General features: G+C 56.1%; 22 protein-coding genes. 17 read left to right on the top strand and 5 right to left on the bottom strand.

Annotation, left to right across the window (positions count from 1 at the left end; all coding sequences use genetic code 11):
- Nucleotides 1–8: 8 nt before the first annotated feature.
- A complete protein-coding gene (locus tag ACUTQW_RS24305; protein WP_020439665.1) occupies nucleotides 9–953 on the bottom strand; it encodes an MBL fold metallo-hydrolase in 945 nt (314 codons plus the stop codon).
- Between the two features lie 211 nt (nucleotides 954–1164).
- Between ACUTQW_RS24305 and ACUTQW_RS24300 the strand changes: the two genes are divergently transcribed.
- Nucleotides 1165–2136, top strand: a complete 972-nt coding sequence (locus ACUTQW_RS24300; protein WP_020439666.1) for a patatin-like phospholipase family protein — start codon at nucleotides 1165–1167, stop codon at nucleotides 2134–2136.
- A gap of 98 nt (nucleotides 2137–2234) precedes the next feature.
- Here the strand turns inward: ACUTQW_RS24300 and ACUTQW_RS24295 are convergent, their stop codons facing one another.
- On the bottom strand, nucleotides 2235–3590 hold the full coding sequence (locus ACUTQW_RS24295; RefSeq protein WP_004953759.1) for a 2-hydroxycarboxylate transporter family protein: 1356 nt from the start codon (nucleotides 3588–3590) through the stop codon (nucleotides 2235–2237).
- Nucleotides 3591–3915: 325 nt separating this feature from the next.
- On the opposite strand from ACUTQW_RS24295, the gene ACUTQW_RS24290 reads away from it, so the two are divergent.
- The 5 genes from ACUTQW_RS24290 (at nucleotide 3916) to proX (ending at nucleotide 10124) form a co-directional block, all read left to right on the top strand.
- On the top strand, nucleotides 3916–5541 hold the full coding sequence (locus tag ACUTQW_RS24290; protein WP_064799123.1) for an ATP-binding protein: 1626 nt from the start codon (nucleotides 3916–3918) through the stop codon (nucleotides 5539–5541).
- 52 nt (nucleotides 5542–5593) lie between these two features.
- On the top strand, nucleotides 5594–6280 hold the full coding sequence (locus ACUTQW_RS24285) for a response regulator (protein WP_004953764.1): 687 nt from the start codon (nucleotides 5594–5596) through the stop codon (nucleotides 6278–6280).
- A gap of 420 nt (nucleotides 6281–6700) precedes the next feature.
- Nucleotides 6701–7903: a glycine betaine/L-proline ABC transporter ATP-binding protein ProV gene (gene proV, locus ACUTQW_RS24280; protein ID WP_006327473.1), complete on the top strand. Its 1203-nt coding sequence runs from the start codon at nucleotides 6701–6703 to the stop codon at nucleotides 7901–7903.
- A complete protein-coding gene (gene proW, locus ACUTQW_RS24275; protein ID WP_197912378.1) occupies nucleotides 7896–9050 on the top strand; it encodes a glycine betaine/L-proline ABC transporter permease ProW in 1155 nt (384 codons plus the stop codon). Before proV ends, proW begins: the two co-directional genes overlap by 8 nt.
- Nucleotides 9051–9122: 72 nt before the next feature.
- Nucleotides 9123–10124: a glycine betaine/L-proline ABC transporter substrate-binding protein ProX gene (gene proX, locus ACUTQW_RS24270; protein WP_004953772.1), complete on the top strand. Its 1002-nt coding sequence runs from the start codon at nucleotides 9123–9125 to the stop codon at nucleotides 10122–10124.
- Nucleotides 10125–10153: 29 nt separating this feature from the next.
- Here proX and ACUTQW_RS24265 read toward each other — a convergent pair whose 3' ends face one another.
- On the bottom strand, nucleotides 10154–11032 hold the full coding sequence (locus ACUTQW_RS24265; RefSeq protein ID WP_006327484.1) for a LysR family transcriptional regulator: 879 nt from the start codon (nucleotides 11030–11032) through the stop codon (nucleotides 10154–10156).
- A 104-nt stretch (nucleotides 11033–11136) separates the two neighbouring features.
- On the opposite strand from ACUTQW_RS24265, the gene ACUTQW_RS24260 reads away from it, so the two are divergent.
- The 6 genes from ACUTQW_RS24260 to emrB all read left to right on the top strand — a co-directional run bounded on the left by ACUTQW_RS24260 (nucleotide 11137) and on the right by emrB (nucleotide 17751).
- Nucleotides 11137–12336, top strand: a complete 1200-nt coding sequence (locus tag ACUTQW_RS24260; protein WP_006327485.1) for an MFS transporter — start codon at nucleotides 11137–11139, stop codon at nucleotides 12334–12336.
- 124 nt (nucleotides 12337–12460) lie between these two features.
- On the top strand, nucleotides 12461–12802 hold the full coding sequence (locus ACUTQW_RS24255; RefSeq protein WP_006327486.1) for a hypothetical protein: 342 nt from the start codon (nucleotides 12461–12463) through the stop codon (nucleotides 12800–12802).
- A 199-nt stretch (nucleotides 12803–13001) separates the two neighbouring features.
- The gene (mprA, locus tag ACUTQW_RS24250; protein WP_004953780.1) at nucleotides 13002–13520 is read left to right on the top strand and encodes a transcriptional repressor MprA; all 519 of its coding nucleotides are present in this window, start codon (nucleotides 13002–13004) and stop codon (nucleotides 13518–13520) included.
- A 28-nt stretch (nucleotides 13521–13548) separates the two neighbouring features.
- Entirely contained in the window at nucleotides 13549–15000 is a 1452-nt protein-coding gene (locus ACUTQW_RS24245; protein WP_037433551.1) for an efflux transporter outer membrane subunit, read from the top strand.
- Nucleotides 15001–15025: 25 nt separating this feature from the next.
- A complete protein-coding gene (emrA, locus tag ACUTQW_RS24240; protein ID WP_004953783.1) occupies nucleotides 15026–16198 on the top strand; it encodes a multidrug efflux MFS transporter periplasmic adaptor subunit EmrA in 1173 nt (390 codons plus the stop codon).
- Nucleotides 16199–16215: 17 nt separating this feature from the next.
- Nucleotides 16216–17751: a multidrug efflux MFS transporter permease subunit EmrB gene (gene emrB / locus ACUTQW_RS24235; protein ID WP_006327492.1), complete on the top strand. Its 1536-nt coding sequence runs from the start codon at nucleotides 16216–16218 to the stop codon at nucleotides 17749–17751.
- A 123-nt stretch (nucleotides 17752–17874) separates the two neighbouring features.
- Here the strand turns inward: emrB and ACUTQW_RS24230 are convergent, their stop codons facing one another.
- Nucleotides 17875–18966 carry a tRNA/rRNA methyltransferase gene (locus tag ACUTQW_RS24230; protein WP_006327493.1) on the bottom strand — a complete coding sequence of 364 codons (1092 nt, stop codon included), beginning with the start codon at nucleotides 18964–18966 and terminating at the stop codon, nucleotides 17875–17877.
- A 208-nt stretch (nucleotides 18967–19174) separates the two neighbouring features.
- Between ACUTQW_RS24230 and trxC the strand changes: the two genes are divergently transcribed.
- The 5 genes from trxC to ACUTQW_RS24205 all read left to right on the top strand — a co-directional run bounded on the left by trxC (nucleotide 19175) and on the right by ACUTQW_RS24205 (nucleotide 25021).
- Entirely contained in the window at nucleotides 19175–19594 is a 420-nt protein-coding gene (gene trxC, locus ACUTQW_RS24225; protein WP_004953796.1) for a thioredoxin TrxC, read from the top strand.
- Between the two features lie 119 nt (nucleotides 19595–19713).
- Nucleotides 19714–20418, top strand: a complete 705-nt coding sequence (locus ACUTQW_RS24220) for a tRNA-uridine aminocarboxypropyltransferase (RefSeq protein WP_004953797.1) — start codon at nucleotides 19714–19716, stop codon at nucleotides 20416–20418.
- 33 nt (nucleotides 20419–20451) lie between these two features.
- A complete protein-coding gene (locus ACUTQW_RS24215; RefSeq protein WP_006327498.1) occupies nucleotides 20452–23100 on the top strand; it encodes a bifunctional acetate--CoA ligase family protein/GNAT family N-acetyltransferase in 2649 nt (882 codons plus the stop codon).
- Between the two features lie 153 nt (nucleotides 23101–23253).
- Entirely contained in the window at nucleotides 23254–24609 is a 1356-nt protein-coding gene (pssA, locus tag ACUTQW_RS24210) for a CDP-diacylglycerol--serine O-phosphatidyltransferase (protein ID WP_006327500.1), read from the top strand.
- Between the two features lie 79 nt (nucleotides 24610–24688).
- Nucleotides 24689–25021, top strand: a complete 333-nt coding sequence (locus tag ACUTQW_RS24205) for a YfiM family lipoprotein (protein ID WP_006327501.1) — start codon at nucleotides 24689–24691, stop codon at nucleotides 25019–25021.
- 1 nt (nucleotide 25022) lies between these two features.
- Here ACUTQW_RS24205 and ACUTQW_RS24200 read toward each other — a convergent pair whose 3' ends face one another.
- On the bottom strand, nucleotides 25023–26333 hold the full coding sequence (locus ACUTQW_RS24200; protein WP_006327502.1) for an MFS family transporter: 1311 nt from the start codon (nucleotides 26331–26333) through the stop codon (nucleotides 25023–25025).
- Between the last annotated feature and the right edge of the window lie 202 nt (nucleotides 26334–26535).

Genomic DNA, 26535 nt, shown 5'->3' with positions numbered 1-26535 from the left:
CCTGAGGGCTATAAAGCGCCGTAATCCAACGGCACCCAGTTGTAGCCTTCCCCCTCTTTGTTCAGGTAACCCAGCCCAGGGAACGACAGATGCGCGGCTCCGACCAGCTCACTTTGTCGGGCGCTGTCGCCAAACACCCGCAGTCGTTGCGCGACCGCCGCTTTGGCGTCACTGTCGAAACTGATCGCCACCTGCGGATGGGCAAACTGTACTGCGGCCACGTGGATCAAATCGCCCATCAACAACAGTTTTTTACCCTGGCTGGTCACCTGATAAACGCTGTGACCTGGCGTATGGCCGTGAGCGGCAAACGCGGCAATGCCCGGCGACAGCTCGCCGTCGTTGCTGAAGGGTTTGAAATGCCCGGCGGCCTGATAGGGCTTGATCGCCGCCATCGCGTTTTCAAAAGTGGCCTTCTCTTGCGCCTTCGCCTGCTTCAGGTGGCTTTCGCTCAGCCAAAAATCGGCATCCTGCTGTGAGGCGCGCACTAAGGCATTAGGGAAACGCGCGCGGCCATTTTCCGTCAGCCCGCCCAAATGATCCGGATGCATATGGGTCAGATAAATTTCATCTATCTGTTCCGGCTGGTAGCCTGCCGCCCGAAGATGAGTCACCAGTTGATCCAGACCGTCACCCACCAGCTTACCGGCTCCGGCGTCGATCATGACCAGCTTGCTGCCGGTGTTGATCAGATAGGCATTGACCGAGGTAACCACCGGCAGACTCTGATGATGTTCAGCCAGGCCTGCGGCAATTTGTTGCGGCGTGCTGTTGAGCAGCAGTTTATCCACCGGCAGACGGATCACGCCGTCAGACAAAACAGTGACCTCATAACTGCCCAGCATGATGCGGTAAAAACCCGGTGAAGGCGTTTTTACCTGCGGTGCGGCGGCCGTAGCCTGCAGCGCCATAACCGCCAATGCCGCACCTAACAGGTAGCGTTTCCAGAACATGATGACTCCTTGTTGTGATTAGACAGCGGTAAGTATTACCCCAAAACCGCCGACTCGCCTGCACAATAAATAAATTTAAATTATATCACTTTTAAAATTATATTTAATTTGAATACTTTTGTCTGAGAAACCACACAACCTCGATCAATATTTAATAAAACGCGAATCCGTTATTTTCTTTACTCACCCAAACAACGAGTAAGGAATTATTATGAAATATCAATTTGAAAATCTGGTGTTTGAAGGCGGCGGCGTAAAAGGTATCGCTTATGGCGGCGTTTTAGATCTGCTGGAAGCCAAAGGCATTATGCCGCAGATCAAAAAAACCTCCGGGGCTTCGGCCGGTGCCATCGCCGCACTGCTGGTGGGCCTGGGCTGCAGCGCAGCTGAAGTCACAAAAATTCTGTCCGACATGGATTTCAAGAAATTCCTCGATTATAACGGCGGTATTTTTGGCTCTATCTACGATGCGCATCGCCTGTTTAATCAATATGGCATTGCCCCTGGCGATTATTTTTATTCTTGGTCGCGTAATATTATCAAGCGATATACCGGAAATGCGGATATTACTTTTGAAAAATTTGAAGCATTGAAAGAAACAAAAGGATTTAAATCCCTCTACTTTATCGGCGCCAATTTAAACAGCGGGCTGCGCGAGGTGTATTCCCACCAAACAACGCCGCGCATGAAGGTGGCAGATGGATTGCGGATCTCCATGTCATTCCCCTTTGCCTTTGTCGCTAAAAACAATCAGCTGGGCGATCTGTGTATCGATGGCGGCACAATCGATAACTATCCGGTACGGATGTTCGATTACGATTTCACCGCATCGCCGCCCTATATCGATGTCACCACACAACAGATCAATACCCGAACCCTGGGTATTCGTCTGGATTCCGCCAACGAAATCGCACAGGCGGCGGGCCAATCGGTCAATAAAACCGCCATCAATAATCTGTGCGATTTCACCCTGGCGGTGGTCAACACCCTGCTGGATATTCAGACCAAGGTGCATCTGGACAGCGACGACTGGAAGCGAACCGTTTACGTAGACACCCTTGACGTCGGCACGCTGGATTTCGCCATCAGCGAAGCCAAAAAGCGCGCGCTGATTGAATCCGGCCGCCAGGGTGTGGAACGCTATTTCGCCTGGTATGACGCAACCGTCAAACAGGCGGCGTAGCCGGTAATCCCCGCCCGCTCGGCCTTGGCCGCTGAGCGGGCAAAAAAATCCCCGCGGGGGCGGGGAAAGGCAAAGAAATGCTAAGGTCTTATTAGTTGTTATGAGAAAAATTTCGCCAGTACCAGCAGGGAGAGCGAGACGTTAATCGCACCGCCGATACGGGTGGCAATCTGGGCGAACGGCATCAGCGACATGCGGTTGCCGGCGGTAAGAATAGCGACATCACCGGTGCCGCCCTGCCCGCTCTGGCAGCAGGAGACAATCGCCACATCAATGGGATGCATGCCAATTTTCTTGCCGACGAAGAAGCCGGTCGCCACCAGCGCGCAGACGGTACTGACAATCACCACCAGGTTCTGAAGGGTGAAGGCGTTCACCAACTCCTGCCACGGGGTAATTGCCACGCCAACGGCAAACAGGATCGGGTAGGTCACTGCGGTGCGGAAGAACTTATATACCACCTGCGAACCTTCCTGAATGCGTGGCGACACGCCATGCGCCAACTTCACCGCCACTGCGGCAAACAGCATGCCGACCGGTGCGGGCAGGCCAATCATGCGGTGCAGCAACATCCCCACCATGTACAGCAAAATAGCCAACAACGCGCCGCAGGCAAGGGTGCTGACGTCTACCTTGCCGCTGATTTTATCCACGGCGGACATACCGCTGTCATCTTGTTTGCTTGGCATCAGGCTGCCTTCGCCAGTCAGGTGCGGATAGCGTTTGCCGAGTTGGTTGAGCAAGCCGGCAAGGATAATGGCGGTCAGGCTACCGAGCATGACGATCGGCAGAATGCGGCCCAGCGCCACGCCCTGCTCCATATGCAAGATCGCCGCGTACCCCATCGACAGCGGTATCGCGCCTTCGCCGACGCCGCCGGCCATGATCGGCAGGATCAGGAAGAAGAAGATCTGGAAGGGTTCAAGCCCAAGCGCCATGCCGACCGCCATCCCCACCAGCATGCCGACAATCTCACCGCACAACATGGGCGCGAAGATCCGCAGGAAACCCTGAATCAACACCTGGCGGTTCATGCTCATAATGCTGCCGACGATAATGCAGCAGATATAGAGATAAAGAATATTGGTCGACTTATAGAATTTGGTGGTCGATTCCACCACCACGTCCGGCAGCAGACCGTAATGCACCAATGCGGAAGGAATAAAGGTGGCGCAGATCGCCGCCGCCCCCATTTTGCCGATCAGCGGCAGGCGTTTACCGAACTCGCCGCAGGCAAAGCCAAAGAAAGCCAGCGTGGCGACCATCACCACGATATCGCTCGGTAATTTCCCCTCCAGGCAATCCAGTAAAATAAGTACGCCGGCCAGAATAAAGAACGGTAATGGAATAATCCCTACTTTGTAATTGTCCAGTATGTGCCACCATTTTTCTCTCAGCGGTATTTCAGCCGTTTTGTCTTTGGCGACGAGGTAAGAATCATCTGTTGTGCTCATAATCTGGCCTCTTATTAGTTTGTTCAGCCATCATAGAGAAATGCACGGTTTAACTGCTGTGATTTTGTTCAAAATAAAAAAGGGTTTTTAATGGTGGTTATGGTTTCTATGGCGTTAATTGTAGTTATGTAAAATCAGCCATGGTTTTAATGGTGTTAATGTTATTTTTTATTTAAAACTTATCCGTTTTATCGCAGCCATTGAATAACTATGCCCGGCAAGTATAATCCCGTGTCTGCGATCACAACTTGATCGGGCGCAATATTACATTGGCCGCGACTCATGATAGGGTAAGCGCTCAGGAACTCTCACGGTGCCCCCGTCCATGCGCGTAAAACTCTCATTTCAAATCAAGCTGTTCCTGTGCCTGGTCGCCTTCTCCTGTCTGCTGCTGACGTTGATTGGTGCTTACACCTACTATCAGTTGGATGCCCAGTTGCACCGTGACCTTGGCGCGCGGGCGCAGGTGCAGGCGCGGGAGATAGCGCTGATCCCCTCCCTGGTCAGCGCCGTGGAAAAAAACGACCCTGAGCAAGTCGCCGCGCTGATGAAGAAAATACGCGCCAGCAGCGATGCCAGTTATATTGTCATCGGCGATAATCACGCCCGGCATCTTTACCATTCCGAATACGCCGATCGCTTCGGCACCCCGATGGTCGGTGGCGATAATAAAGAAGTGTTGGAAGGGAAAAGCATTATCTCGTTCCGCAAAGGCGGCATCGGTATTTCATTGCGCAGCAAAGCGCCGATACTGGATGAAAATAATCACGTCATCGGCATTGTTTCGGTTGGCTACCTGAAGTCACATATCGATAATTTGAATGCCAGAACCCTGACGCAGATCGTCGGTTCCATTGTGCTATTGTTAATCGCGCTGTTTATTTTTTCCTGGCTGTTATCGAAAAATTTAAAACGCCAAATGTTCTGGCTTGAGCCCAAAGAAATTGCGTTGCTGGTGCGCCAGCAAAAGGCCCTGCTGGAAGCGATCTACGAAGGCGTGATTGCCGTCGATCCCCAACTGCGCATCATTACCATCAACCACGCGGCGCGTGAACTGCTGGATCTGCGGCAACCCGCCAGCACCTTGATGGGCCGTGAAATCGGTGAAGTGATCCAGTCGCAGCCGGACTTCTTCGGCGCGTCGCAACTGGGGCACGACACGCACGATGAGGTTTGCCGCTTCAACCACGTGCGGGTGATCGCCAGCCGGGTACGTATTATGCAGTCAGAAGTGCTGCAAGGCTGGGTGATCAGTTTCCGCGACAAAAATGACATCAATACCCTGAGCAGCCAGCTAAGCCAGGTAAAGCGCTACGCCGACAACCTGCGCATCATGCGCCATGAACAGCTGAACTGGACCGCCACCCTCGCCGGGCTGCTGCATATGCAGCGTTACGACGAGGCAATCCGTTATGTGGAGGCTCAGTCGGAAGGCGCGCAAGAGATCCTCGACTTTATCTCGCAGCGCTTCAGCTCGGCCGCGCTGTGTGGCCTGCTGTTGGGCAAATACTCCAGCGCAAAGGAAAAAGGCGTCGAGCTGCGCTTTGATCCCGCCTGCCAGTTGCGGCAGATCCCGGCGGCGCTGAATGAAACCGAACTGATGTCGATCATCGGTAATTTGCTGGATAATGCGGTAGAGGCTACGCTGCATTGCGACGCGCCACACGAAGCGGTAGAACTCTATATCAGCGACAGCAGCAATGAGCTGGTGATTGAAGTGGCCGATCGCGGTACCGGCATTGCTGCGGAGGTGCGCGATACGCTGTTTGAACAGGGCGTCACCACCAAAGACGACAAAGGCGACCACGGCATCGGCCTGCATCTGGTCGCCAGCCACGTGGCGCAGGCACACGGCAGCATAGAAGTGTCGGACAACGATCCGCACGGCGCCATATTTTCCTTGTTTATCCCCTATGAATTTCAGGCCGCAGGCAACAACGCCGAGGTTTGAAAGACGACGGATAGAGACCTAAAAACCTTATAACAGTCTTGAGCACCCGATTATGCAACACGAAGCACTGGATGTTTTGATCGTGGAAGATGAGCCACAGTTGGCAACGCTGCACGCAGAGTTCATCGAGCAGAACTTTGCTCTGCGGGTGGTGGCTTATGCCGCCACGCTGGCCGAAGCCAGGGCCAAAGTCAACTCGCATCAGCCGCGGCTGATCCTGCTGGATAACTTTCTGCCGGACGGCCAGGGCATTGAGCTGATGGAAGAGCCGGCGGTGAAAAACCCCGGGTGTTCGGTGATCTTCATTACCGCCGCCAGCGATATGCATACCTGCAGCCAGGCGATCCGCAACGGCGCCTTCGATTACATCATCAAACCTGTGTCCTACAAGCGGTTGCGTAACTCGCTGGAGCGTTTTATGCAGTTTGTGCAGACCCAGCGCAGCTTTAAGGTGATAGACCAGAGCAGCGTCGACGCGCTGTATAACCTGCAATCCAAACAGTTTTCCAGCGAACCGAGCGCCAAAGGCATCGAAGCCAATACGCTGGAGCTGGTGCAGGCGCTGTTTATCAACCGGCCGGAGATCGCGCACGCGGTGGAAGACGTCGTCGAACAGGTCGGCATCAGCAAAACCACCGCCCGACGTTACCTGGAATACTGCGTCGCCAACCAATTCGTGCGCGTGGAGATGATGTACGGCAATATCGGCCATCCACGCCGCCTGTATCGCAAAGCTTAAGCTGCAATATGGCTGTCATATAAGGGGGATACACTGCATGCGACGATATCCCCCTCGATATCGGCACCTGTCGTTGAATACTGATGAAATACTGATGACTTTTACCCGGCCTCTGGTCGGGTTTTTTATTGCCATAATCGGCGTGCGGGCAATGGAATAACACCCACAACGCAAATATATTATTTCCGATAAAAATCAACCCGCCAGAGATAAATATCAACGCCAATAATGACCGTAATAATGGAGAACGGGCCAAAATACCATAACCAATCGATAACTTGATGTAAACCCTGAATATCCCATTTAGCGAACATTGAGGGTTGTCTCAGAATGTCACTGTGTTAGGGTATAGGCGACTATTATTTTCTATTGGGAAATTTTTTATCGTTTGATAATTCATCAGAGGAAAAAGCAAATTGCATGGCAATTAAACTCGAAGTAAAGAACCTGTATAAGATATTTGGCGAACATCCGGAGCGAGCATTCAAACTGATTGAGAAAGGTCTGACAAAAGACCAACTGTTTGAAAAAACCGGATTATCACTTGGCGTGAAAGACGCCTCTCTGGCCATTGAAGAAGGCGAGATATTTGTCATCATGGGGCTTTCCGGTTCGGGAAAATCCACCCTGGTACGCCTTCTCAATCGTCTGATAGAACCCACTCGCGGCGAGGTGCTGATTGACGGAGAGGATATCGCCAAAATATCTGACAGCGCGCTGCGTACCGTGCGCCGAAATAAAATCAGCATGGTGTTCCAGTCATTTGCTCTAATGCCGCATATGAACGTATTGAATAATACCGCCTTCGGCATGGAATTAGCCGGAATACCGCCACAGGAGCGCCAGGAAAAAGCCCTGGAAGCCCTGCGACAGGTCGGCCTGGAGAATTATGCGCACTCTTATCCCGATGAGCTTTCCGGTGGGATGCGTCAGCGCGTGGGATTAGCCCGCGCCATGGCGAATAATCCGGACATATTATTGATGGATGAAGCCTTCTCGGCGCTAGACCCCTTAATCCGCACCGAAATGCAAGATGAGTTGGTCAAATTACAGGCCCGGCATCAGCGTACCATCGTGTTTATTTCCCACGATTTGGATGAGGCGATGCGTATTGGCGATCGCATTGCGATTATGCAAGGCGGCGAGGTGATTCAGGTCGGCACGCCGGAGGAAATATTAAATAATCCGGCCAACGATTATGTCCGCACCTTCTTCCGCGGCGTGGATATCAGCCACGTGTTCAGCGCGAAGGATATCGCCAAACGCCGCCCGGTGGCCCTGATTCGTAAAACCCCCGGTTTTGGTCCGCGCTCGGCGTTGCAGCTGCTGCGCGATGAAGACCGCGATTATGGTTATGTTGTTGAACGCGGAAAGAAATTTATCGGCGTGGTGTCGGTAGATTCGCTCAAACAGGCGCTGGCCGCCAACCAGACGCTGGATGACGCCCTGCTGGATGCGCCAGCCCCGGTACCGGCGGATATGCCGCTGAGCGAACTGATTTCATTGGTCGCCCAGGCCCCCTGCGCGGTGCCGGTGGTCTGCGAAGAAAATAACTATATCGGAATTATTTCCAAGGCCATGCTGCTGCAGGCCTTAGATAAAGAGGGCCCAGCGAATGAGTGATACAACACAGGATCCATGGGCCACCGCGCCTGCAGACCCCAGCGCCGCACCGGCGACGGATGGCGCCGCTTCTGCGGTGCCTGCCGATGGCGCCGCTTCTGCGGTGCCTGCCGATGGCGCCGGCGATGCCTGGTCCAGCGCACCGCCACCGGCAACACACGACGCGGCCAACCAGGCCGCTCAGGGTGCTGACTGGCTCAACAGCGCACCGGCCCAGCCGGAGCATTTCAACCTGCTCGACCCGTTCCACAAGGCCTGGGTGCCGTTCGACTCCTGGGTGACTCAAGGCATCGATTGGCTGGTGCTGCACTTCCGCCCGCTGTTTCAGGGGATTCGCGTGCCGGTCGACTTTATCCTCGGCGGCTTTCAGCAGTTACTGCTCGGCATGCCGGCACCGATCGCCATTCTGGTGTTCTCACTGATCGCCTGGCAGATCTCCAGCTTCAGCATGGGTGCCGCGACCCTGGTATCGCTGATTGCGATAGGGGCGATCGGCGCCTGGTCGCAGGCCATGGTAACGCTGGCGCTGGTGCTGACCGCCCTGTTCTTTTGCATTGTCATCGGATTGCCTCTTGGCATCTGGCTGGCGCGCAGCAAACATGCCGCCAAGATCATACGCCCCTTGCTCGACGCCATGCAGACCACGCCGGCGTTCGTCTATCTGGTGCCGATCGTCATGCTGTTCGGTATCGGCAACGTGCCGGGGGTAGTGGTCACCATTATCTTCGCGCTACCGCCGATCGTGCGTCTGACCATTCTCGGCATCAAACAGGTGCCGGAAGATCTGATAGAGGCGGCCGAATCCTTCGGCTCCAGCCCGCGCCAGCTTTTGTTCAAAGTGCAGTTGCCACTGGCGATGCCGACCATTATGGCAGGCGTTAACCAAACCCTGATGCTGGCGCTGTCGATGGTGGTTATCGCCTCGATGATCGCCGTCGGCGGTCTGGGCCAAATGGTGCTGCGCGGCATCGGCCGGCTGGACATGGGGCTGGCCGCCGTGGGCGGTGTCGGCATCGTGATCCTGGCGATAATTCTCGATCGTCTCACCCAGTCGCTGGGGCGCGATCGCCGCAGCAAAGGCATGGGCCGTTGGTACGCTCACGGCCCGATCGGGCTGCTTACTCGCCCGTTCATTAAAAAGGCCTGAGGATATTTTCCCGCTGTGGCGTTCGGCCTCGGCGGGTTATAGCACCACAACATCAAAAACAGAGGAAAAACTATGCGCACCACAGGAATCTGGGCGGTTGCCCTTACGACACTGATTGGCTCGCAGGCGGTTTTCGCCGCTGACTTACCGGGAAAAGGCGTAACGGTACAGCCGCTACAGAGCACCATTTCTGAAGAAACCTTCCAGACGCAGTTGGTCAGCAAGGCGCTGGAAAAGCTCGGGTATGACGTCAAAGACACCCGCGAAGTGGATTATAACGTCGCCTACACCTCCATCGCCTCCGGCGACGCCACCTTCCTCGCGGTGAACTGGGACCCGCTGCACGCCGATCAGTACAAGGCCGCAGGCGGCGACGCCAAATTCTACCGCGAAGGGGTGTACGTCAACGGTGCGGCACAGGGTTACCTGATCGACAAGAAAACCGCCGATAAATACCACATCACCAACGTAGAGCAATTGAAAGATCCCAAGATCGCCAAGTTGTTTGACACCAACGGCGACGGCAAGGCGGATCTGACCGGCTGTACGCCGGGTTGGGGTTGCGAGGCGGTGATTAACCACCATATCGAGGCCTATGGCCTGAGCAAAACCGTCGAGCACAACCAGGGCAACTACGCGGCGATGATCGCCGATACCATTACCCGCTACAAAGAAGGCAAACCGATACTCTACTACACCTGGACACCGTACTGGGTAAGCGACGTGTTGGTGCCGGGGCGCGACGTGGTCTGGCTGCAGGTGCCGTTCTCTTCCCTGCCGGGCGAGCAGAAAAATGTGGATACCAAGCTGCCGAACGGTGCCAACTATGGTTTCCCGGTGAACACCATGCGTATCGCCGCCAACAAAAAGTGGGCCGAAGCCAACCCGGCGGCCGCCAAATTGTTCGCCATTATGAAGCTGCCGATTGCCGACGTGAATGCGCAGAATCTGCGTATGCATGAAGGCCAGGCGTCCGACGCCGATATCCAAAACCATGTTAACGGCTGGATCAAGGCGCACCAGGCGACCTTCGACGGTTGGGTGAAAACCGCCGCGGAAGCCGCGAAGAAATAACCCCCTGCGGGCGCAGGCCACTGCGCCCCCTATTGCGTCAGTTCAATCCCGCTGAATTGCAAAAAGCGTTCGGCGGTCCTCGATAGCTGCTGCGGCCATACGCAATACACCTGCCGCCGTGGGCCATCTTCAATCGGGATAGACACCAGCGCGCTCAGACGCTGCGCCGTCGAGATCGGCACAATGCCCGCCGCCAACCCCCGCTGCACCAGATTCTCCAGCCATTCGATATGATCGATTTCAAAACTGATATGCCGCTTGATGCCCGCCGCCTGAAACGCGCGGTCGGTCTGGCGCCGGGCGCCGGTACCGCTGTAAAAATCCACCAGCGGCACTTCCGACAGGGTTTGCAGATTGACACGCTGGCGGCTGGCTAAGGGGTGCTGCGCCGCCACCAGCGCCACCAGGGGCTCATCGGTCAACTGACGATGGGATACCGGCAGCATATCGATATCTCCCGGCCAGATCCCGACAAACGCCACGTCGGTCTTCTGTTGGCGGACATCCTCAAGCAGTTCCTCACTCATGCCCACATACAGCCTGATGTTAACCGCCGGATAGTGGCGATGAAACTTGCTCAGTTTTTCGGTCAGATCAATCGCGTTTATGGTGGAGATGGTCCCGATGGTCAAGGTACCGGAAATCGTCCCGTTGGCCGCCACCACCTCTTCCACCAGCGATTGTTTGGCCGCCAACAGCCGCTGCGCGGGCAGAATAAACGCCTGTCCGGCGCTGGTCAGCCTGACCCGGCGCGAGGTGCGCTCAAACAATGCGCAGCCCAGCTCTTCCTCCAGTTTGGCGATCTGATGGCTGAGTGCCGACTGCACCGTGTGACAGCGTTGCGCCGCACGGGTAAAACTCTGCTCTTCGGCTACCGCCAGTGCAAAGCGGATCTGTTTCAGGTTCATGGTATCTATCGCAAAAAGAGATTAATCAAATGAAAATTATACATTGGTTTCGCGTACTGTCCTGCCCGATACTGCGCATCACTTCTTCTTGTGATTAAGCCTTTATGAGCCAACAAAATCCCCATCCGGGCCTCAGCCCAGCACTGATTGCCCTGATCGCCATCGCCACCGGCCTGGCCGTCGCCAGTAATTATTATGCGCAGCCGCTGCTGGAAACCATTGCCAAGAACTTTGAGCTGTCGGTCAATCAGGCCGGTTTCATCGTCACCGCCGCTCAGTTGGGTTACGCCGCTGGCTTGCTGCTGCTGGTCCCGCTCGGCGACATGTTCGAACGGCGCGGATTAATCGTCTTCATGACGCTGCTGGCAGCAGGCGGCATGTTGATCACCGCCAGTTCAACCACCTTGCCGGTGATGATCCTCGGTACCGCACTTACCGGATTGTTCTCGGTGGTGGCGCAAATCCTGGTGCCGCTGGCCGCCACTCTGGCGCATCCGGAAAAACGCGGCAAAACCGTCGGCATCATCATGAGCGGCCTGCTGCTCGGCATTTTGCTGGCGCGCACCGTAGCCGGGGCGCTGGCGTCGATCGGCGGCTGGCGTACCATTTACTGGGTAGCCAGCGGGCTGATGATCCTGATGGCACTGATCCTGTGGCGCGCACTGCCGCGTTACAAACTGCATTCCGGCCTGAATTACCCTCAGTTGCTGAAATCAATCTTCACCCTGTTTTACGGCACGCCGCTGCTGCGTACCCGCGCCGCGATTGGCGCGCTGTCCTTCGCCAATTTCAGCGTGCTGTGGACTTCGATGGCCTTCCTGCTGGCGGCGCCGCCTTTTGGTTATTCCGAAGGGGTAATAGGCCTGTTCGGCCTGGTGGGTGCCGCCGGTGCGCTGGCCGCCTCCCGCGCCGGGCATCTGGCGGACAAGGGTAAAGCCGGTTTAACCACGACTCTGGGCCTGGTGCTGCTGCTGCTGTCGTGGATACCCATCGCTTTCGCTACGCAATCGCTGTGGGCGCTGATCGTCGGCATTCTGATCCTCGATCTTGCGGTACAGGCCGTGCACGTCACCAATCAGAGCGTGATGTACCGCATTATGCCGGAAGCGCGTAACCGCCTGACCGCCGGCTATATGACCAGTTATTTTATCGGCGGCGCGCTCGGTTCTCTGTTATCCGCCTCGGCCTATCAGCACGCAGGGTGGTCTGGTGTCGCCGCCACGGGAGGCGTTTTGTGCGTGCTGAATCTGCTGATCTGGTGGCGCGGCAAGCGTCATGACCCGCAGGGACCGGCAGCAATCTGATTAGCACGCGAATAATCATATTGGAAATTTATTAGCGTCGCAGGGTATAAACGTTACTCACTCTCTGGTAATGTTCTGGGCATGAACTATTGATGTCCTATATACCCTGCGATCAGAATACAAAATGCCAAGCCAAACTGCAGAAAACGACAATGCCCTCAGCGGCAGAACGCCTTTCATCAACGGCATCGTCGACAGTTTGCCGATCGTCATCGGTTCTATGCCAGTGGCCTTTGCTTTTGGTCTGAGTGCCGTCAAGCCGGGATCCTCCCCGCCCGAGAACCTTTTCTTTTCTTGCCTAACCCCTGTGGGCACCGACCAGTCTGCGATTACCGCCCCCGTAGTCTCGCATCAACCGATCAGGTCGTGGCAAGTGCTGGCCGGTTTTATCGCGCTGGATCTAGGCTTTATCGCAGCAAAAGCATCATTTTTCCCATACAAATCAGTACGGCAACCCTTGGTATAACATTAAAATTACTTATGGTTTTCAGCCGAAGTAACCTGTAATTTCGTGCGCCACATCACACGGAAGCTTTTTTCGGGCATAGGTCGTTTACAAAAGGCTGACAAATGACACGAATAGCTAAATTATTCACTCTGCTGAACATTTACATTATTAATCACTATCGTTACTATCTCGAACGAAATTAATGAGGCCCTAAATTATGGAAAGCTCGTTTACTCCCATTGAACAAATGCTTAATTTTCGCGCAAAACGTCAGAAGGATTTTCCTTATCAGGAAATTCTGCTGACCCGGCTGTGTATGCACATGCAAGGTAAGCTGCTGGAAAATCGCAATAAAATGCTCAAGGCACAAGGGATTAACGAAACATTGTTTATGGCGCTGATTACCCTGGATGCTCAGGAAAATCACAGCATTCAGCCTTCTGAGCTAAGCTCTGCACTGGGTTCTTCGCGCACCAATGCTACGCGCATTGCCGATGAACTGGAAAAACGCGGCTGGATTGAGCGTCGTGAAAGCGACCATGACCGCCGCTGCCTGCATCTGCATATGACGCCGCAGGGCGAAGAGTTTCTCAGTCAACTGCTGCCACCGCAGCACAAATGTCTGCATTTCCTGTGGTCCACGCTGGACAATGATGAACAGCAACAGCTTGAAAAGCTGACGCGCAAACTATTGGCACGTCTGGATCAAATGGAAATCACAGAACAGTTATCCTAATTCACAATTTCTGTTCAGGTACTTACTTATGCGATCCCCATTTAACTGGAGGTTCACCCCGCTGTTCGCGGTATTACTGCTGGCCGGGTGTGCATCTACCGATAATATTGCCCCGCAATCCACGCTGATGGACTCGCAGAGCCTGCAGCTGTCGCAACCTAAGGTCAGCTCGCTGAACGTCAGCCCGCAGTGGTGGCGTGCGCTTAACGATCCACAGCTCGATGCCCTGATGACCCGAACGCTGCAAAACTCGCCGACGCTGCGCCAGGCCGCGGCCCGCGTGCGTGAAGCGCAGAGCGTCATGGGCCAAGCCAATGCCGCCAACGGCCCGAACCTGGATCTGAACGCCAGCACCAATCGCCAGAAAGTCCCGCAAAACGTCAATATGGGGCTGGGGTATCCGCATAAACCCATCTACGAAAGCTCCAACTCGCTGGGGCTGAATCTGGCCTATGAATTTGACTGGTGGGGCAAGTACCGCAACCAGGTCAACGCCGCCAAGGCCCAGGTCGATGCGGCCCGTGCCGAGCAGGAACAGGCTGCGTTGACGCTGACCAGCTCGGTGGCTTCCTCCTATTACCAGCTGCAGAGCAATTTCGCGCAGGAAAAACTGCTGCAACAGGAAGTGGACAACAACCAAAGCCTGACGGAACTACGCCAGCGGCAGTATAAAGCCGGCATCACCGGCATTGATATTCCGCAACAAACCCAGGCGCAGGCCGACAGCGCCAAGCAACAGATCCTCCAGTTGCAATCGCAGATTGAACAGCTGAAACACCAGTTGGCGGCCCTCGCCGGCCAAGGCCCGAGCGCCATGCAAAATCTGCATCCGGTAGCGCTGCCCGCCAATACGCTGATGGCGCCAAAAGGCGAACTGACCGCCGATCTGCTGGGCAAACGCCCGGACATCGCCGCCCAGCGTCAACTGGTGGAATCCTACAACCAGCGCGTCAGCGCCGCGCGTAAAGAATTTTACCCCAGCCTGACCATTTCGGCCTTTGCCGGTCTGACCACCACCAATACCAGTGGCACCAGCCCGAATCTGTTTGAAGCGGCCAGCCAGGCCTGGAACGTGATGCCTGCGATTTCGCTGCCGATCTTCCACGCCGGTGCGCTGCGCAGCAAGCTGGGTGAGGAGTCCGCTCTGTATGACGAAGCGGTGGAATCCTATAACCAAACCATCCTGAATGCCGTGCAGGAAACCGCCGATGCCATCACCGTCCAGCAAAGTACTGCGCAACAGCAGCTGCAGGCGGCATCCGCGTCCCAATCGATGCAGCAGGTGTACCGAGTCGCAAACGCACGATACCAGGCAGGGATTATCGGGCGCGACGAACTGTTGACCAGCCAGACGCAGCTCTTGCAGCAGCAACAGGCGGAACTGACAGCCAGCAGCAATTTGTTGCAGGCGAAGATAGGACTGATCCGCGCATTGGGCGGTGGCTATCAAGCCCCGGCCGTAGCGGATTCAAAAGCATAATAAAATAGAGAGCTTGGAGAACACCATGAGCGCAAGCGCGGAGACTCAAAACCCGCAGCAGCCGAGCGGCAAAAAGAAGCAGCGCAAGTTTTGGCTGCTGTTGCTGACGGTTATTTTCATTGTTATTGGGGTGGCTTATTTAGTGTATTGGTTCCTGGTGCTGCGTCATCATCAGGAAACCGATGATGCCTATGTATCCGGCAACCAGGTGCAGATCATGGCGCAGGTGAACGGCAGCGTAAACAGCGTCAATTTCGATAACACCGACTATGTCAGACAAGGCGATGTCCTGTTGACGCTCGATCCGACCGATGCCGAACAGGCGTTGGAGCGCGCCAAGACCAGCCTGGCCAACAGCGTGCGCCAGACCCACCAGTTGATCATCAACAGCAAGCAGTATCAGGCCAATATTGCCCTGCGCAAATCTGACCTGAGCAAGGCGGAGAACGATCTCAAACGCCGCGTGGTGTTGGGCAGCGTCGACGCCATCGGGCGCGAAGAACTGCAACATGCGCGTGATGCCGTCGACAGCGCCAAAGCGGCGTTGGAAGTGGCGGTACAGCAATACAACGCCAATCAGGCGATGGTGCTGGATACTCCGCTGGAGAAACAGCCGGCAATTCAGCAGTCCGCCGCGCAGATGCGCGACGCCTGGCTGGCGTTGCAACGGACTAAAATCATCAGCCCGATCACCGGTTATGTTTCCCGTCGCAGCGTACAGGTGGGCGCGCAAATCGCCGCCGGTTCCCCGCTGATGGCGGTGGTTCCTGCCGAGCACATCTGGGTTGACGCCAACTTCAAAGAAACCCAGATCGCCAATATGCGCATCGGCCAGTCGGCAACCGTAGTCAGTGACATTTACGGCGACGACGTGGTGTACACCGGCAAAGTCGTCGGCATCGACATGGGCACCGGCAGCGCGTTCTCGCTGTTGCCTGCACAGAACGCCACCGGTAACTGGATCAAAGTGGTTCAGCGTCTGCCGGTGCGTATTGAGCTGGATGCCAAACAGATTGCCGACCATCCGCTGCGCATTGGTCTGTCGACGCAGGTGAAAGTGGACACCACCAATCTGGACGGCCGCGTGCTGTCTGACGTAGTGCGTGACAAGCCGCTGTACCAGACCAACGCGCTGGCGTTGAATCTGGCGCCGGTTGATCAGATGATCGCCGACGTGATCCATGCGAATGCCGGCTAAGCGCGCAGGAGGCTACCTTGGCACAGAAACCGCTTGAAGGCGCACAGTTAGCCTGGATGACGGTCGCGCTCGCCATGGCGACCTTCATGCAGGTACTGGACTCGACCATCGCCAACGTGGCGATCCCGACCATCGCCGGTAACCTCGGGTCCTCCAACTCGCAGGGAACCTGGGTGATCACCTCGTTTGGGGTGGCGAACGCCATCTCCATTCCGATCACCGGCTGGTTGGCCAAGCGCATCGGTGAAGTGCGCCTGTTCCTCTGGTCCACCGCGCTGTTCGCCCTCGCCTCCTGGCTGTGCGGCATTTCCAACAGCCTGGGCATGCTGATCTTCTTCCGCGTGATCCAGGGATTGGTGGCGGGGCCGTTGATCCCCCTGTCGCAAAGCCTGTTGCTGAATAATTATCCCCCCGCCAAGCGATCGATGGCCCTGGCGCTCTGGTCGATGACTGTGATCGTGGCGCCGATCTTCGGGCCGATCCTCGGCGGGTATATCAGTGACAACTATCACTGGGGCTGGATCTTCTTCATCAACATTCCGATTGGCCTGTTCGTGATCCTGGTGGCGATGGCGACGCTGAAAGGCAGAGAAACCAAAACCGAGATCAAACCGATCGACACCGTCGGTCTGGTGTTGCTGATTGTCGGGATCGGTTCGTTGCAGGTAATGCTCGATCAGGGTAAAGAGCTGGACTGGTTCAACTCGACGGAGATTATCGTACTGACGGTAGTCGCCGTGGTGGCGCTGGTGTTCCTGGTGGTGTGGGAGCTGACGGATGACCACCCGGTGGTGGATTTGTCGCTGTTCAAATCGCGCAACTTTACCATCGGCTGTTTGTGCATCAGTCTGGCCTACATGCTGTACTTCGGCTCTATCGTGCTGTTGCCGCAGCTGTTGCAGGAGGTCTATGGCTATACCGCCACCTGGGCCGGCCTGGCTTCGGCACCTATCGGGCTGTTACCTGTGTTGCTGTCACCGATTATCGGTAAGTTCGGCAATCGGCTGGATATGCGACGGCTGGTGACCTTCAGCTTCATTATGTATGCCGTGTGCTTCTATTGGCGCGCCTATACATTTGAGCCGGGAATGGATTTTGGCGCTTCGGCCTGGCCGCAGTTTGTCCAGGGCTTCGCCATCGCCTGCTTCTTTATGCCATTGATCACCATTACGCTGTCCGGCCTGCCGCCGGAGCGCATGGCGGCGGCATCGAGCCTGTCGAACTTTACCCGTACGCTGGCGGGTTCAATCGGCACCTCGATTACCACCACGCTGTGGACCCAGCGCGAGTCGCAGCACCACTCGCAACTGGCGGAGTTTGTAAACCCTTACAACCCGCAGTCGCAGGAGATGTACCGACAGCTGGAACAGGTTGGCATGAGCAAACAGCAGGCCTCGGCCTACATTGCCAACGAGATCACCGCGCAGGGGCTGATTATCTCTGCCAACGAGATCTTCTGGCTGGCGGCGGGGGTGTTCCTGATCCTGCTGGCGTTGGTCTGGGTGGCGAAACCGCCATTCAGTTCCGGCGGCGGGGGCGGCGGCGCTCACTGAATCTCACCCAACAAAACGGGCGCCCTTCTGAGGCGCCCGTTTTTTATATTCCCGATGATACCCAGCGAATGGCAAGTTGCCGCCCATAACACAGCGGCTTCAAAGGTTCCGGGTTTCTAACCGTTACGCCTGATTCTGACGCCACCAATCGGCCAGCAAAATGCCGGTCGCGACCGATACGTTCAGGCTTTCCACCTTGCCGGTACCGCCGATAGACACACTCATATCCCCCTGCTGCCACGCGCTGTCGCTCAGACCGTCACGTTCCTGGCCCAGCACCAGCACCATTTTGGACGGCAGCTTGGCCTGCGCCAACGGAGTGCCTTTGTGGCTTGAGGTGGTGACGATGGTGTAACCCGCTTTGCGGAAGGTATCCAGCACCGACAGGAAGTCATCGGCGTTAATCGCTTTGATGTGTTCCGCGCCGCCTTCAGCAGTACGCACCGCCGCACCGGACTCCAGCACCGCCGGATCCTGCAACAGCACGCCGTTCACGCCAAAGTGAGCGCAAGAACGGACGATAGCGCCCAGGTTGTGCGGGTTGCCCACTTCTTCCAGCGCCAGCACGCAATCTTTCGCCGGGGCTTCTTTCAGGTAGGTTTGCGCATCCAGACCCTGGCGCTTTTTGATCAGGAAACACACGCCGCCGTGGTGTTCGGTGCCTGACGCTTTCGCCAGCTCTTCTTCATCGACCACGTGGTAGGCTTTGCGGTTAGCCGCCATCCAGCGCAGCGCTTCACGGAAACGCGGCGTAACGGACTGCACGAACCAGGCGCGGACAATGGCGTCCGGACGGCTGGCGAACAGCGCCTGACAGGCATTCTCACCGTAGACGCGGGTCTCTTCCGCACGCTGACGGCGCAACTGCTCTGGATCGATAAAGCTTTTGCCACTGATGCCACCGTGATCGAACGCCGGCTCTTCTTCCGGGGCTCGTGACACGGTTTTCCACGGCGAATCATAACCGCCACGGTCTTCAGTACGCGCCGGACGGCTAGGACGATCGCTTTCACTGCGGCGAGAATCGGAGCCACGGCGATCATTATTGCCACGCGGCTTGTCCTGACCGGTACGGCCCGAGCGCGCACCGTCAGCCGGACGGCCTTTGCCGGCCGGACGTTTATTCTTGTTACGGTCGTCGCTGCTGCTGTCGTCGTCACTGCGGACGTACATCACTTTAACTTTACCGTTTTTGCCACTAAATGAATCGTTCATTGTCTTCTCCACCAACGCGCAGGGCGCGAAGATTACCTGATGTTGGGGTGCTAAGCCACCTACTTGCGCCAAAAGCTAACAACTATCGTATCCATTGAACAAACCTCTTTGTTCAATGCCCCGTTTTTACCGATAATAACCAGCATTAAAGAAACAACTCCGCAACCTGACTGCGGCGTGGAATGCTTTCCCAGTCTCCGAGGTAAACATGAATACAGTCTGTGCAGCTTGCAATGCCACCAATCGCGTACCTGAAGAACGTGTGACGGACGGCGCGAAATGTGGCCGCTGCGGCCACCCGCTATTTGACGGCGAAGTGATCAACGCCACCGCAGCCACGCTGGACCAATTGCTGCAGGATGACCTGCCGGTAGTGGTCGATTTCTGGGCACCGTGGTGCGGCCCCTGCGTCAACTTTGCGCCCGTCTTCGAGGACGTTGCCGAAGAACGCGCCGGCAAAGTACGCTTCGTGAAGGTGAACACCGAAGCCGAACCGGAACTGAGCGCCCGCTTCCGTATCCGCAGCATTCCGACCATCATGCTGTTCCGTGAAGGCAAAATGGTCGACATGCTCAACGGCGCGATGCCGAAAACGCCGTTCGATAACTGGCTTAATGAGCTAGTTTAACGCAGAAAGTATAGGCGGTGTTGCCCATTGCGGGCGACACTGGCGCAATTCGAACAGGCCCGTGCGCTCCCGCCGGGCTTTTTTCTGCGCTACAATAGCGGTTTTTCCCCAGGATATTTATGACTGACAACGCCGTACTCCGCCTGCGCCAATTTCGTCTGGAACGCTCTACCCGCCCTTTTCTGGCGCGCGGTAATCGCATACCGCGTTGTCAGGGCTGCCTGCTGCCCCATAAAAACTGCCTGTGCGACACCATCCAGCCGCAGCCGGCCGCCAGCCGTTTCTGTTTGATCATGTTTGGCGCGGAGCCGTTGAAACCCAGCAATACCGGCCGCCTGATAGCCGATATCCTGCCGGATACCCAAGCGTTCCTCTGGTCGCGTACCGAGATCGACCCCGAGTTGCTGAAGGCGATTAACGATCCGCAACGCCAGCCTTACGTAGTTTTCCCCGCCTCCTACGCCGCGCCTGAGCGGCCGGTGTTCAGCGAACTGCCTGTCGGTGGCAAACCGCCGCTGTTTATCATGCTCGACGGCACCTGGACCGAGGCGAGCAAGATGTTCCGCAAGAGCCCGTATCTGAACGCATTCCCGGTATTCTCACTCAATGTGACCGCCGCTTCCAATTACCAGTTGCGTGAAGCCAGCCGCACCGAGCAGCACTGCACGGCAGAAGTGGCGGCGGCGCTGTTGCAGCAGGCCGGCGATGCCGCCGCATCTGAAGGTTTGAACCAGCATTTTCGTTATTTCCGTCAACAGTATCTGGCCGGGAAACCTACGCGCCCGGAGGCACCGGTCACAGCAAAGCTGCCGCAAAACGCCTAGAATCAGGGGTAACGTTGCCAAAAGGAGCCGTGCATGAGCCAGCGAGGGTTAGAAGCGCTTTTACGTCCTAAATCGATTGCCGTTCTCGGCGCTTCACAACAGCCCGGCCGCGCCGGTAACCTGATGATGAGCAACCTGCTGGCCGGTGGCTTCAGCGGGCCGGTAATGCCGGTCACTCCTCGCTATAAGGCCGTGTGCGGCGTGATGGCCTACCCTGACGTCGCCAGCCTACCGCTTACACCCGATTTGGCGATACTCTGCACCCACGCGCAACGCAATCTGGCATTGATTGAAGCCCTGGGTAAACGCGGCTGTAAAACCGCGATTGTGCTCTCATCCCCACCGGAACAGTTCGCCGAGTTGAAAGCCTGCGCACAACGTTATTCGATGCGCCTGCTTGGGCCAAATAGCCTGGGCCTGCTGGCGCCATGGCAAGGTCTCAACGCCAGCTTCTCTCCGGTGCCGATCCTCAAGGGCAAATTGGCGTTCATTTCTCAGTCCGCCGCCGTCGCCAATACCATTCTCGACTGGGCGCAGCAGCGCGAGGTCGGGTTTTCCTATTTTATCGCGCTGGGTGACAGCCTGGATATTGACGTCGACGACCTGCTGGATTTTCTGGCTCGCGACAGTAAAACCAGCGCCATCTTGCTGTACCTGGAAAACATCAGCGACGCACGCCGCTTTTTGTCTGCCTCGCGCAGCGCTTCGCGCAACAAGCCGATACTGGTGATCAAAAGCGGTCGCAGCCAACAGGCCCAACTGCTGCTCAACAGCCAGCAAGGTCTGGACGCAGCTTATGATGCCGCCATCCAGCGTGCGGGTTTGCTGCGCGTCCAGGACACCCACGAACTGTTCTCCGCGGTGGAAACCCTGAGCCACATGCATCCGCTGCGCGGTGAGCGGCTGATGATCGTCAGCAACGGCGCTGCACCGGCAGCGATGGCGTTAGACGAACTGCTAGGCCGCAACGGCAAGCTGGCACAGTTGGGGGAAGAGAGCCTGACGCAGCTCGGCGCGGCATTGCCGGAGTTTATTCGCGCCGGTAACCCGATCGATCTGCGCGATGACGCCACGCCGCAACGTTATCTGACGGCAGTCAAGGCGCTGCTCGACAGCCACGACTACGATGCCCTGTTACTGATCCACGCCCCAAGTGCGGCGGCACCGGGCACCGCCACCGCCGAACGCATTATCGATGCGATTCGCCAGCACCCGCGCGGTAAACGCATCACGCTGCTCACCAACTGGTGCGGCGAATACTCGTCGCAAGAAGCCCGACGATTGTTTACCGAGGCCGGTATTCCGACCTACCGCACCCCGGAAGGTGCGGTGACCGCCTTTATGCATATGGTGGAATATCGCCGCAACCAGAAGCAGCTGAAAGAGACGCCGGCGCTCCCGGTCGGCCTGACGGCCAACACCGCCGATGCCCACCGGTTGATCCATCAGGCGTTGGCTGAAGGGGCGACACAGCTCGATACCCACGAAGTGCAATCCATTTTGCAGGCCTATGATCTGACCACCTTATCCACCTGGATTGCCGAAGACAGCACCGAAGCGGTACACATCGCCGAGCAAATCGGCTATCCGGTGGCGCTGAAACTGCGCTCGCCGGATATTCCTCACAAGTCAGAAGTGCAGGGCGTTATGCTCTACCTGCGCACCGCCACCGAGGTCCAGCGTGCGGCGGACGCTATTCTCGATCGCGTAAAACGTACCTATCCGCAGGCCCGCATTCACGGCCTGCTGGTGCAAAGCATGGCCAACCGTGCCGGAGCGCAAGAGTTGCGCATTGCCGTGGAGCAGGACGCTATTTTTGGTCCGCTGATCATGCTGGGCGAAGGGGGTATCGAATGGCGGCAGGAAAATCAGGTCGCCGTAGCCTTGCCGCCGCTGAATATGGCGCTGGCACGTTATTTGGTGCTGCAGGCGGTTAAGGGTGGGAAGATCCGTGGGCGCAGCGCACTGCGGCCGCTGGATATTCCCGGGCTGAGCCGTCTGCTGGTACAGGTATCCAACCTGATCCTCGACTGCCCTGAAATCACCCGGCTGGACATCCATCCGGTGCTGGCCTCTGGCAGCGAATTCACGCTGCTGGACGTTTCCATGCAAATTGCGCCTTTCGAGGGCGACCCGCAGGCACGGCTGGCGATCCGCCCTTATCCCCATGAACTGGAAGAAGTTATCCGCTTGAAAGACGGTTCACAGTGCCTGTTCCGACCAATTCTGCCGGAGGACGAGCCGGCGCTGAAGCACTTTATCGATCGCGTGACCAAGGAAGATCTCTACTACCGCTATTTCAGTGAGATCAACGAGTTTACCCACGACGATTTGGCTAACATGACGCAAATCGACTACGATCGGGAGATGGCTTTTGTCGCCGTGCGCGACGAACAAATTATCGGCGTAACGCGTGCGCTTTCCGATCCGGACAATACCGACGCGGAATTCGCCGTGCTGGTTCGCTCTGATCTGAAAGGGTTAGGTCTCGGCCGCCAATTGCTGGAAAAAATGATCGCCTATGCCCGCGCCCACGGTCTGACCCGCCTGACCGGCATTACCATGCCGAACAACCGCGGCATGATTGCGTTGGCACAACGGCTGGGCTTTGGTATTGATGTGCAGCTTGAAGACGGGATCGTCAATTTGACCCTGCCGCTGCAGGCTGACAAAGCGCAGTGACCAGTGTCGCAATGTGCTACGAATCCATCACTTAACGCCAAAACATACGCACAATCGGGACAACTAGTGGTATTATCGCCCGATTATTCGATTTATTGTTTTTACGTATTTGGCGTTCCGGCCATCTAATCATGAGAGAAGAAGCGCACTGTGATGTTGTCAAAATTTAAACGTAGCAAACATCAACAACACCTTGCACAACTGCCAAAACTCCCCCAGACGGTAGCTGACGTACGTACCCTGTACGCACCGTCTGATTACCGTACTACGCTGCTGGAATTGATCGCTAATGCCACCCGACGCATCTATCTGGTCGCTCTGTATCTGGAGCATGACGACGCCGGGCGTGACATTCTCAATGCGCTTTATCAGGCAAAGCAACGGCGTCCGGAGCTGGAGATTTGCATCTTGGTTGACTGGCATCGAGCCCAGCGTGGGCGCATTGGCGCTGCGGCCGCCAATACCAATGCCGACTGGTACTGCTCAATGGCAGACCAGCATCCGGGGCTGCAAGTTCCGATATACGGCGTGCCGGTAAATACCCGTGAAGCCTTGGGAGTGTTGCACCTGAAGGGCTTTGTTATCGACGATACCGTTATTTACAGCGGTGCCAGTATCAATGACGTTTACCTGCATCAGCATGAGAAATACCGTTACGATCGTTATCAGTTGATCACTAATGGCGCGTTGGCCAATGCCCTGATCGATTACATCAAACAGCACCTGCTGGCCGCTGGCGCGGTACAGCGCCTGGATCGCGACGATCGGCCGAAAAGCCCGGAGATCAAAAACGAAACGCGTTTATTCCGGTTCAGCCTGCGCCGGGCCGGTTATCAGTTCCGCAACGCGGCGGGTAACGATGAACTGGCGGTAACGCCGCTGGTTGGGCTCGGCAAACAGAGCGTCCTGAATAAAACCATTCATCACCTGATGTCCTGCGCCGATCAAAAGCTGACGCTGTGTACCCCCTATTTCAACCTGCCGGCGCTGCTGGTGCGCAATATCATCTATCTGCTGCGCGAGGGCAAACAGGTTGAAATCATCGTCGGCGACAAAACGGCCAACGACTTTTACATTCCGGAAGATCAGCCGTTCAAAATTATCGGTGCACTGCCCTACCTCTACGAAATTAACCTACGACGCTTTCTCAGCCGCCTGCAACGTTATATCGATACCGGCCAGTTGATCGTGCGCCTGTGGAAAGACGGCGATAATAGCTATCACCTGAAAGGCATGTGGGTAGATGACGAGTGGCAGTTGATCACTGGCAACAACCTCAATCCGCGTGCCTGGCGGCTGGATCTGGAGAACGCCATCCTGATCCACGATCCGAAACAGGAGATGCGTGAGCAACGCCACAAAGAGCTGGAGTGTATCCGCACCCATACCACCGTGGTGGGCAACTACCTTGAATTACAGACTATTCAGCAGTATCCGGTCAAAGTGCGCAAACTGATCCGCCGTCTGCGCCGTATCCGTATTGACCGCTTGATTAGCCGTATACTGTAATCCCGCTATAATTCAGCTATCACAGACCCTGGCCAAGGCTGGGGTTTTTTGTATGTCATGACAACAGGATGTTTTCATTATGCGCCCATTCCGCCTCTTGCTTATCCTGCCCTTTTTGCTGTTCACCTGCGGTTGCACTCATCTGGCGAACGACAGTTGGACAGGTAAAGATAAGGCGCAGCATTTTGTCGCCTCTGCGGCCTTTGCCGCCGCCGGCGCCGCTTATGGCGATCACCAAAACTGGAATGAGGCCAGAAGCCGCAGCTTCGGCCTGATGTTCTCGATTGGGCTCGGTGCAGCCAAAGAGCTGTATGACAGCCGCGAAGGCGGCACCGGCTGGAGCTGGAAAGATTTTGCCTGGGATGTGGCAGGTGCAGCGACCGGCTATAGTCTGTATCACGCCACTCGATGATTCACAGTTGGACCTCTTTCCCCTTGCGATGCAACTTGAGCGAAACGATCAGTGCCAGCAGGCACATGCCGGAAACATACCAGAAGAAGGCGTTCTCCACACCGAACGATTTCAGCGACAAGGCAACATACTCCGCAGAGCCGCCAAACATTGCGTTTGCTACCGCATAAGACAGCCCTACGCCCAGCGCGCGCACTTCCGGCGGGAACATTTCCGCTTTCAACAGCCCGCTGATCGACGTGTAAAAACTGATGATAAACAACGCCAGAACTATCAATCCGAATGCCGCATAAGGGTTGGTCACGCTTTTCAGCGTCATCAGAATAGGTACCGTCATCAGTGTGGCAAACGAAGCGAAGACCAGCATTGAACTGCGGCGGCCAATCTTGTCCGAGAACGCACCGACCAGCGGTTGCAATAGCATGTAAATAAACAACGCGGCGGTCATGATGCCGCTGGCCAACCTGGCGTCCATACCTGAGGTATTCACCAGGTATTTTTGCATATAGGTGGTGAAGGTATAGAAACTTAATGAACCGCCGGCGGTGAAGCCCAGCACCATCAGAAACGCCTTACGGTTTTTCCACAGACCTTTCAACGAACCAGCGTCTTTATGACTCCTGGTTTTCGCATCAGACGTTTCATTCAGTGAACGTCGCAGGTACAGCGCAACCACCGCCAACGCTGCGCCCAGCGCAAATGGAATGCGCCACCCCCAAGCTTTCAGCTCTTCTGTAGAAAGGATTTGCTGCAACGCTACCAGCACCAAGAGTGCCAGTAACTGGCCGCCAATCAGCGTCACGTATTGGAAGGAAGCATAGAACCCGCGCTTTCCCTTGATCGCCACCTCACTCATGTAGGTAGCGCTGGTGCCATATTCTCCCCCCACGGAAAGCCCCTGGAACAACCGAGCCACCAACAGCAACACCGGCGCCCAACTGCCGATCGAATCGTAGGTTGGCAAACAGGCGATCACCAGCGATCCGGCGCACATCATGCAGACCGAAATCAACATCGAATTTTTACGGCCATGTTTATCCGCGATATAACCGAACAGCCAACCGCCAATCGGGCGCATAAAAAAGCCCGCAGCAAAGACGCCGGCGGTCTGCAGCAACTGGGTTGTACTGTTACCGGCGGGGAAGAACGAGGCGGCGAAATAGATCGAACAGAAAGAGTAAACGTAAAAATCGAACCACTCCACCAGGTTTCCCGATGAAGCCCCAACGATAGCGAAAATACGCTGTTTCTTATCCTGAACCGCCAGTTCGGCAGCATCCCCATCCCCAATGGCCGAGGTTGTTTCTGTCATTTTGTCTTCTCCGAGCCAGATAAGCAGTGAAGTCGGCGTCCCGCCGTTTAATTATTACTTTGTTGTTATGTTTAAGTTAACAATTAAACCTGACCATGGGCGAAGGATATGTGATGAAAAAAGGGGCAAAACGCGGTTTTTGTGATGAATATTAAATAGTGAAATGAAAATAAGAAGAGATTACAGTCTGTTTTCTGCAAAA

It is taken from the genome of Serratia sp. TSA_7 (assembly GCF_052692135.1).
This window is presented reverse-complemented; position numbering and strand designations above follow the sequence as displayed.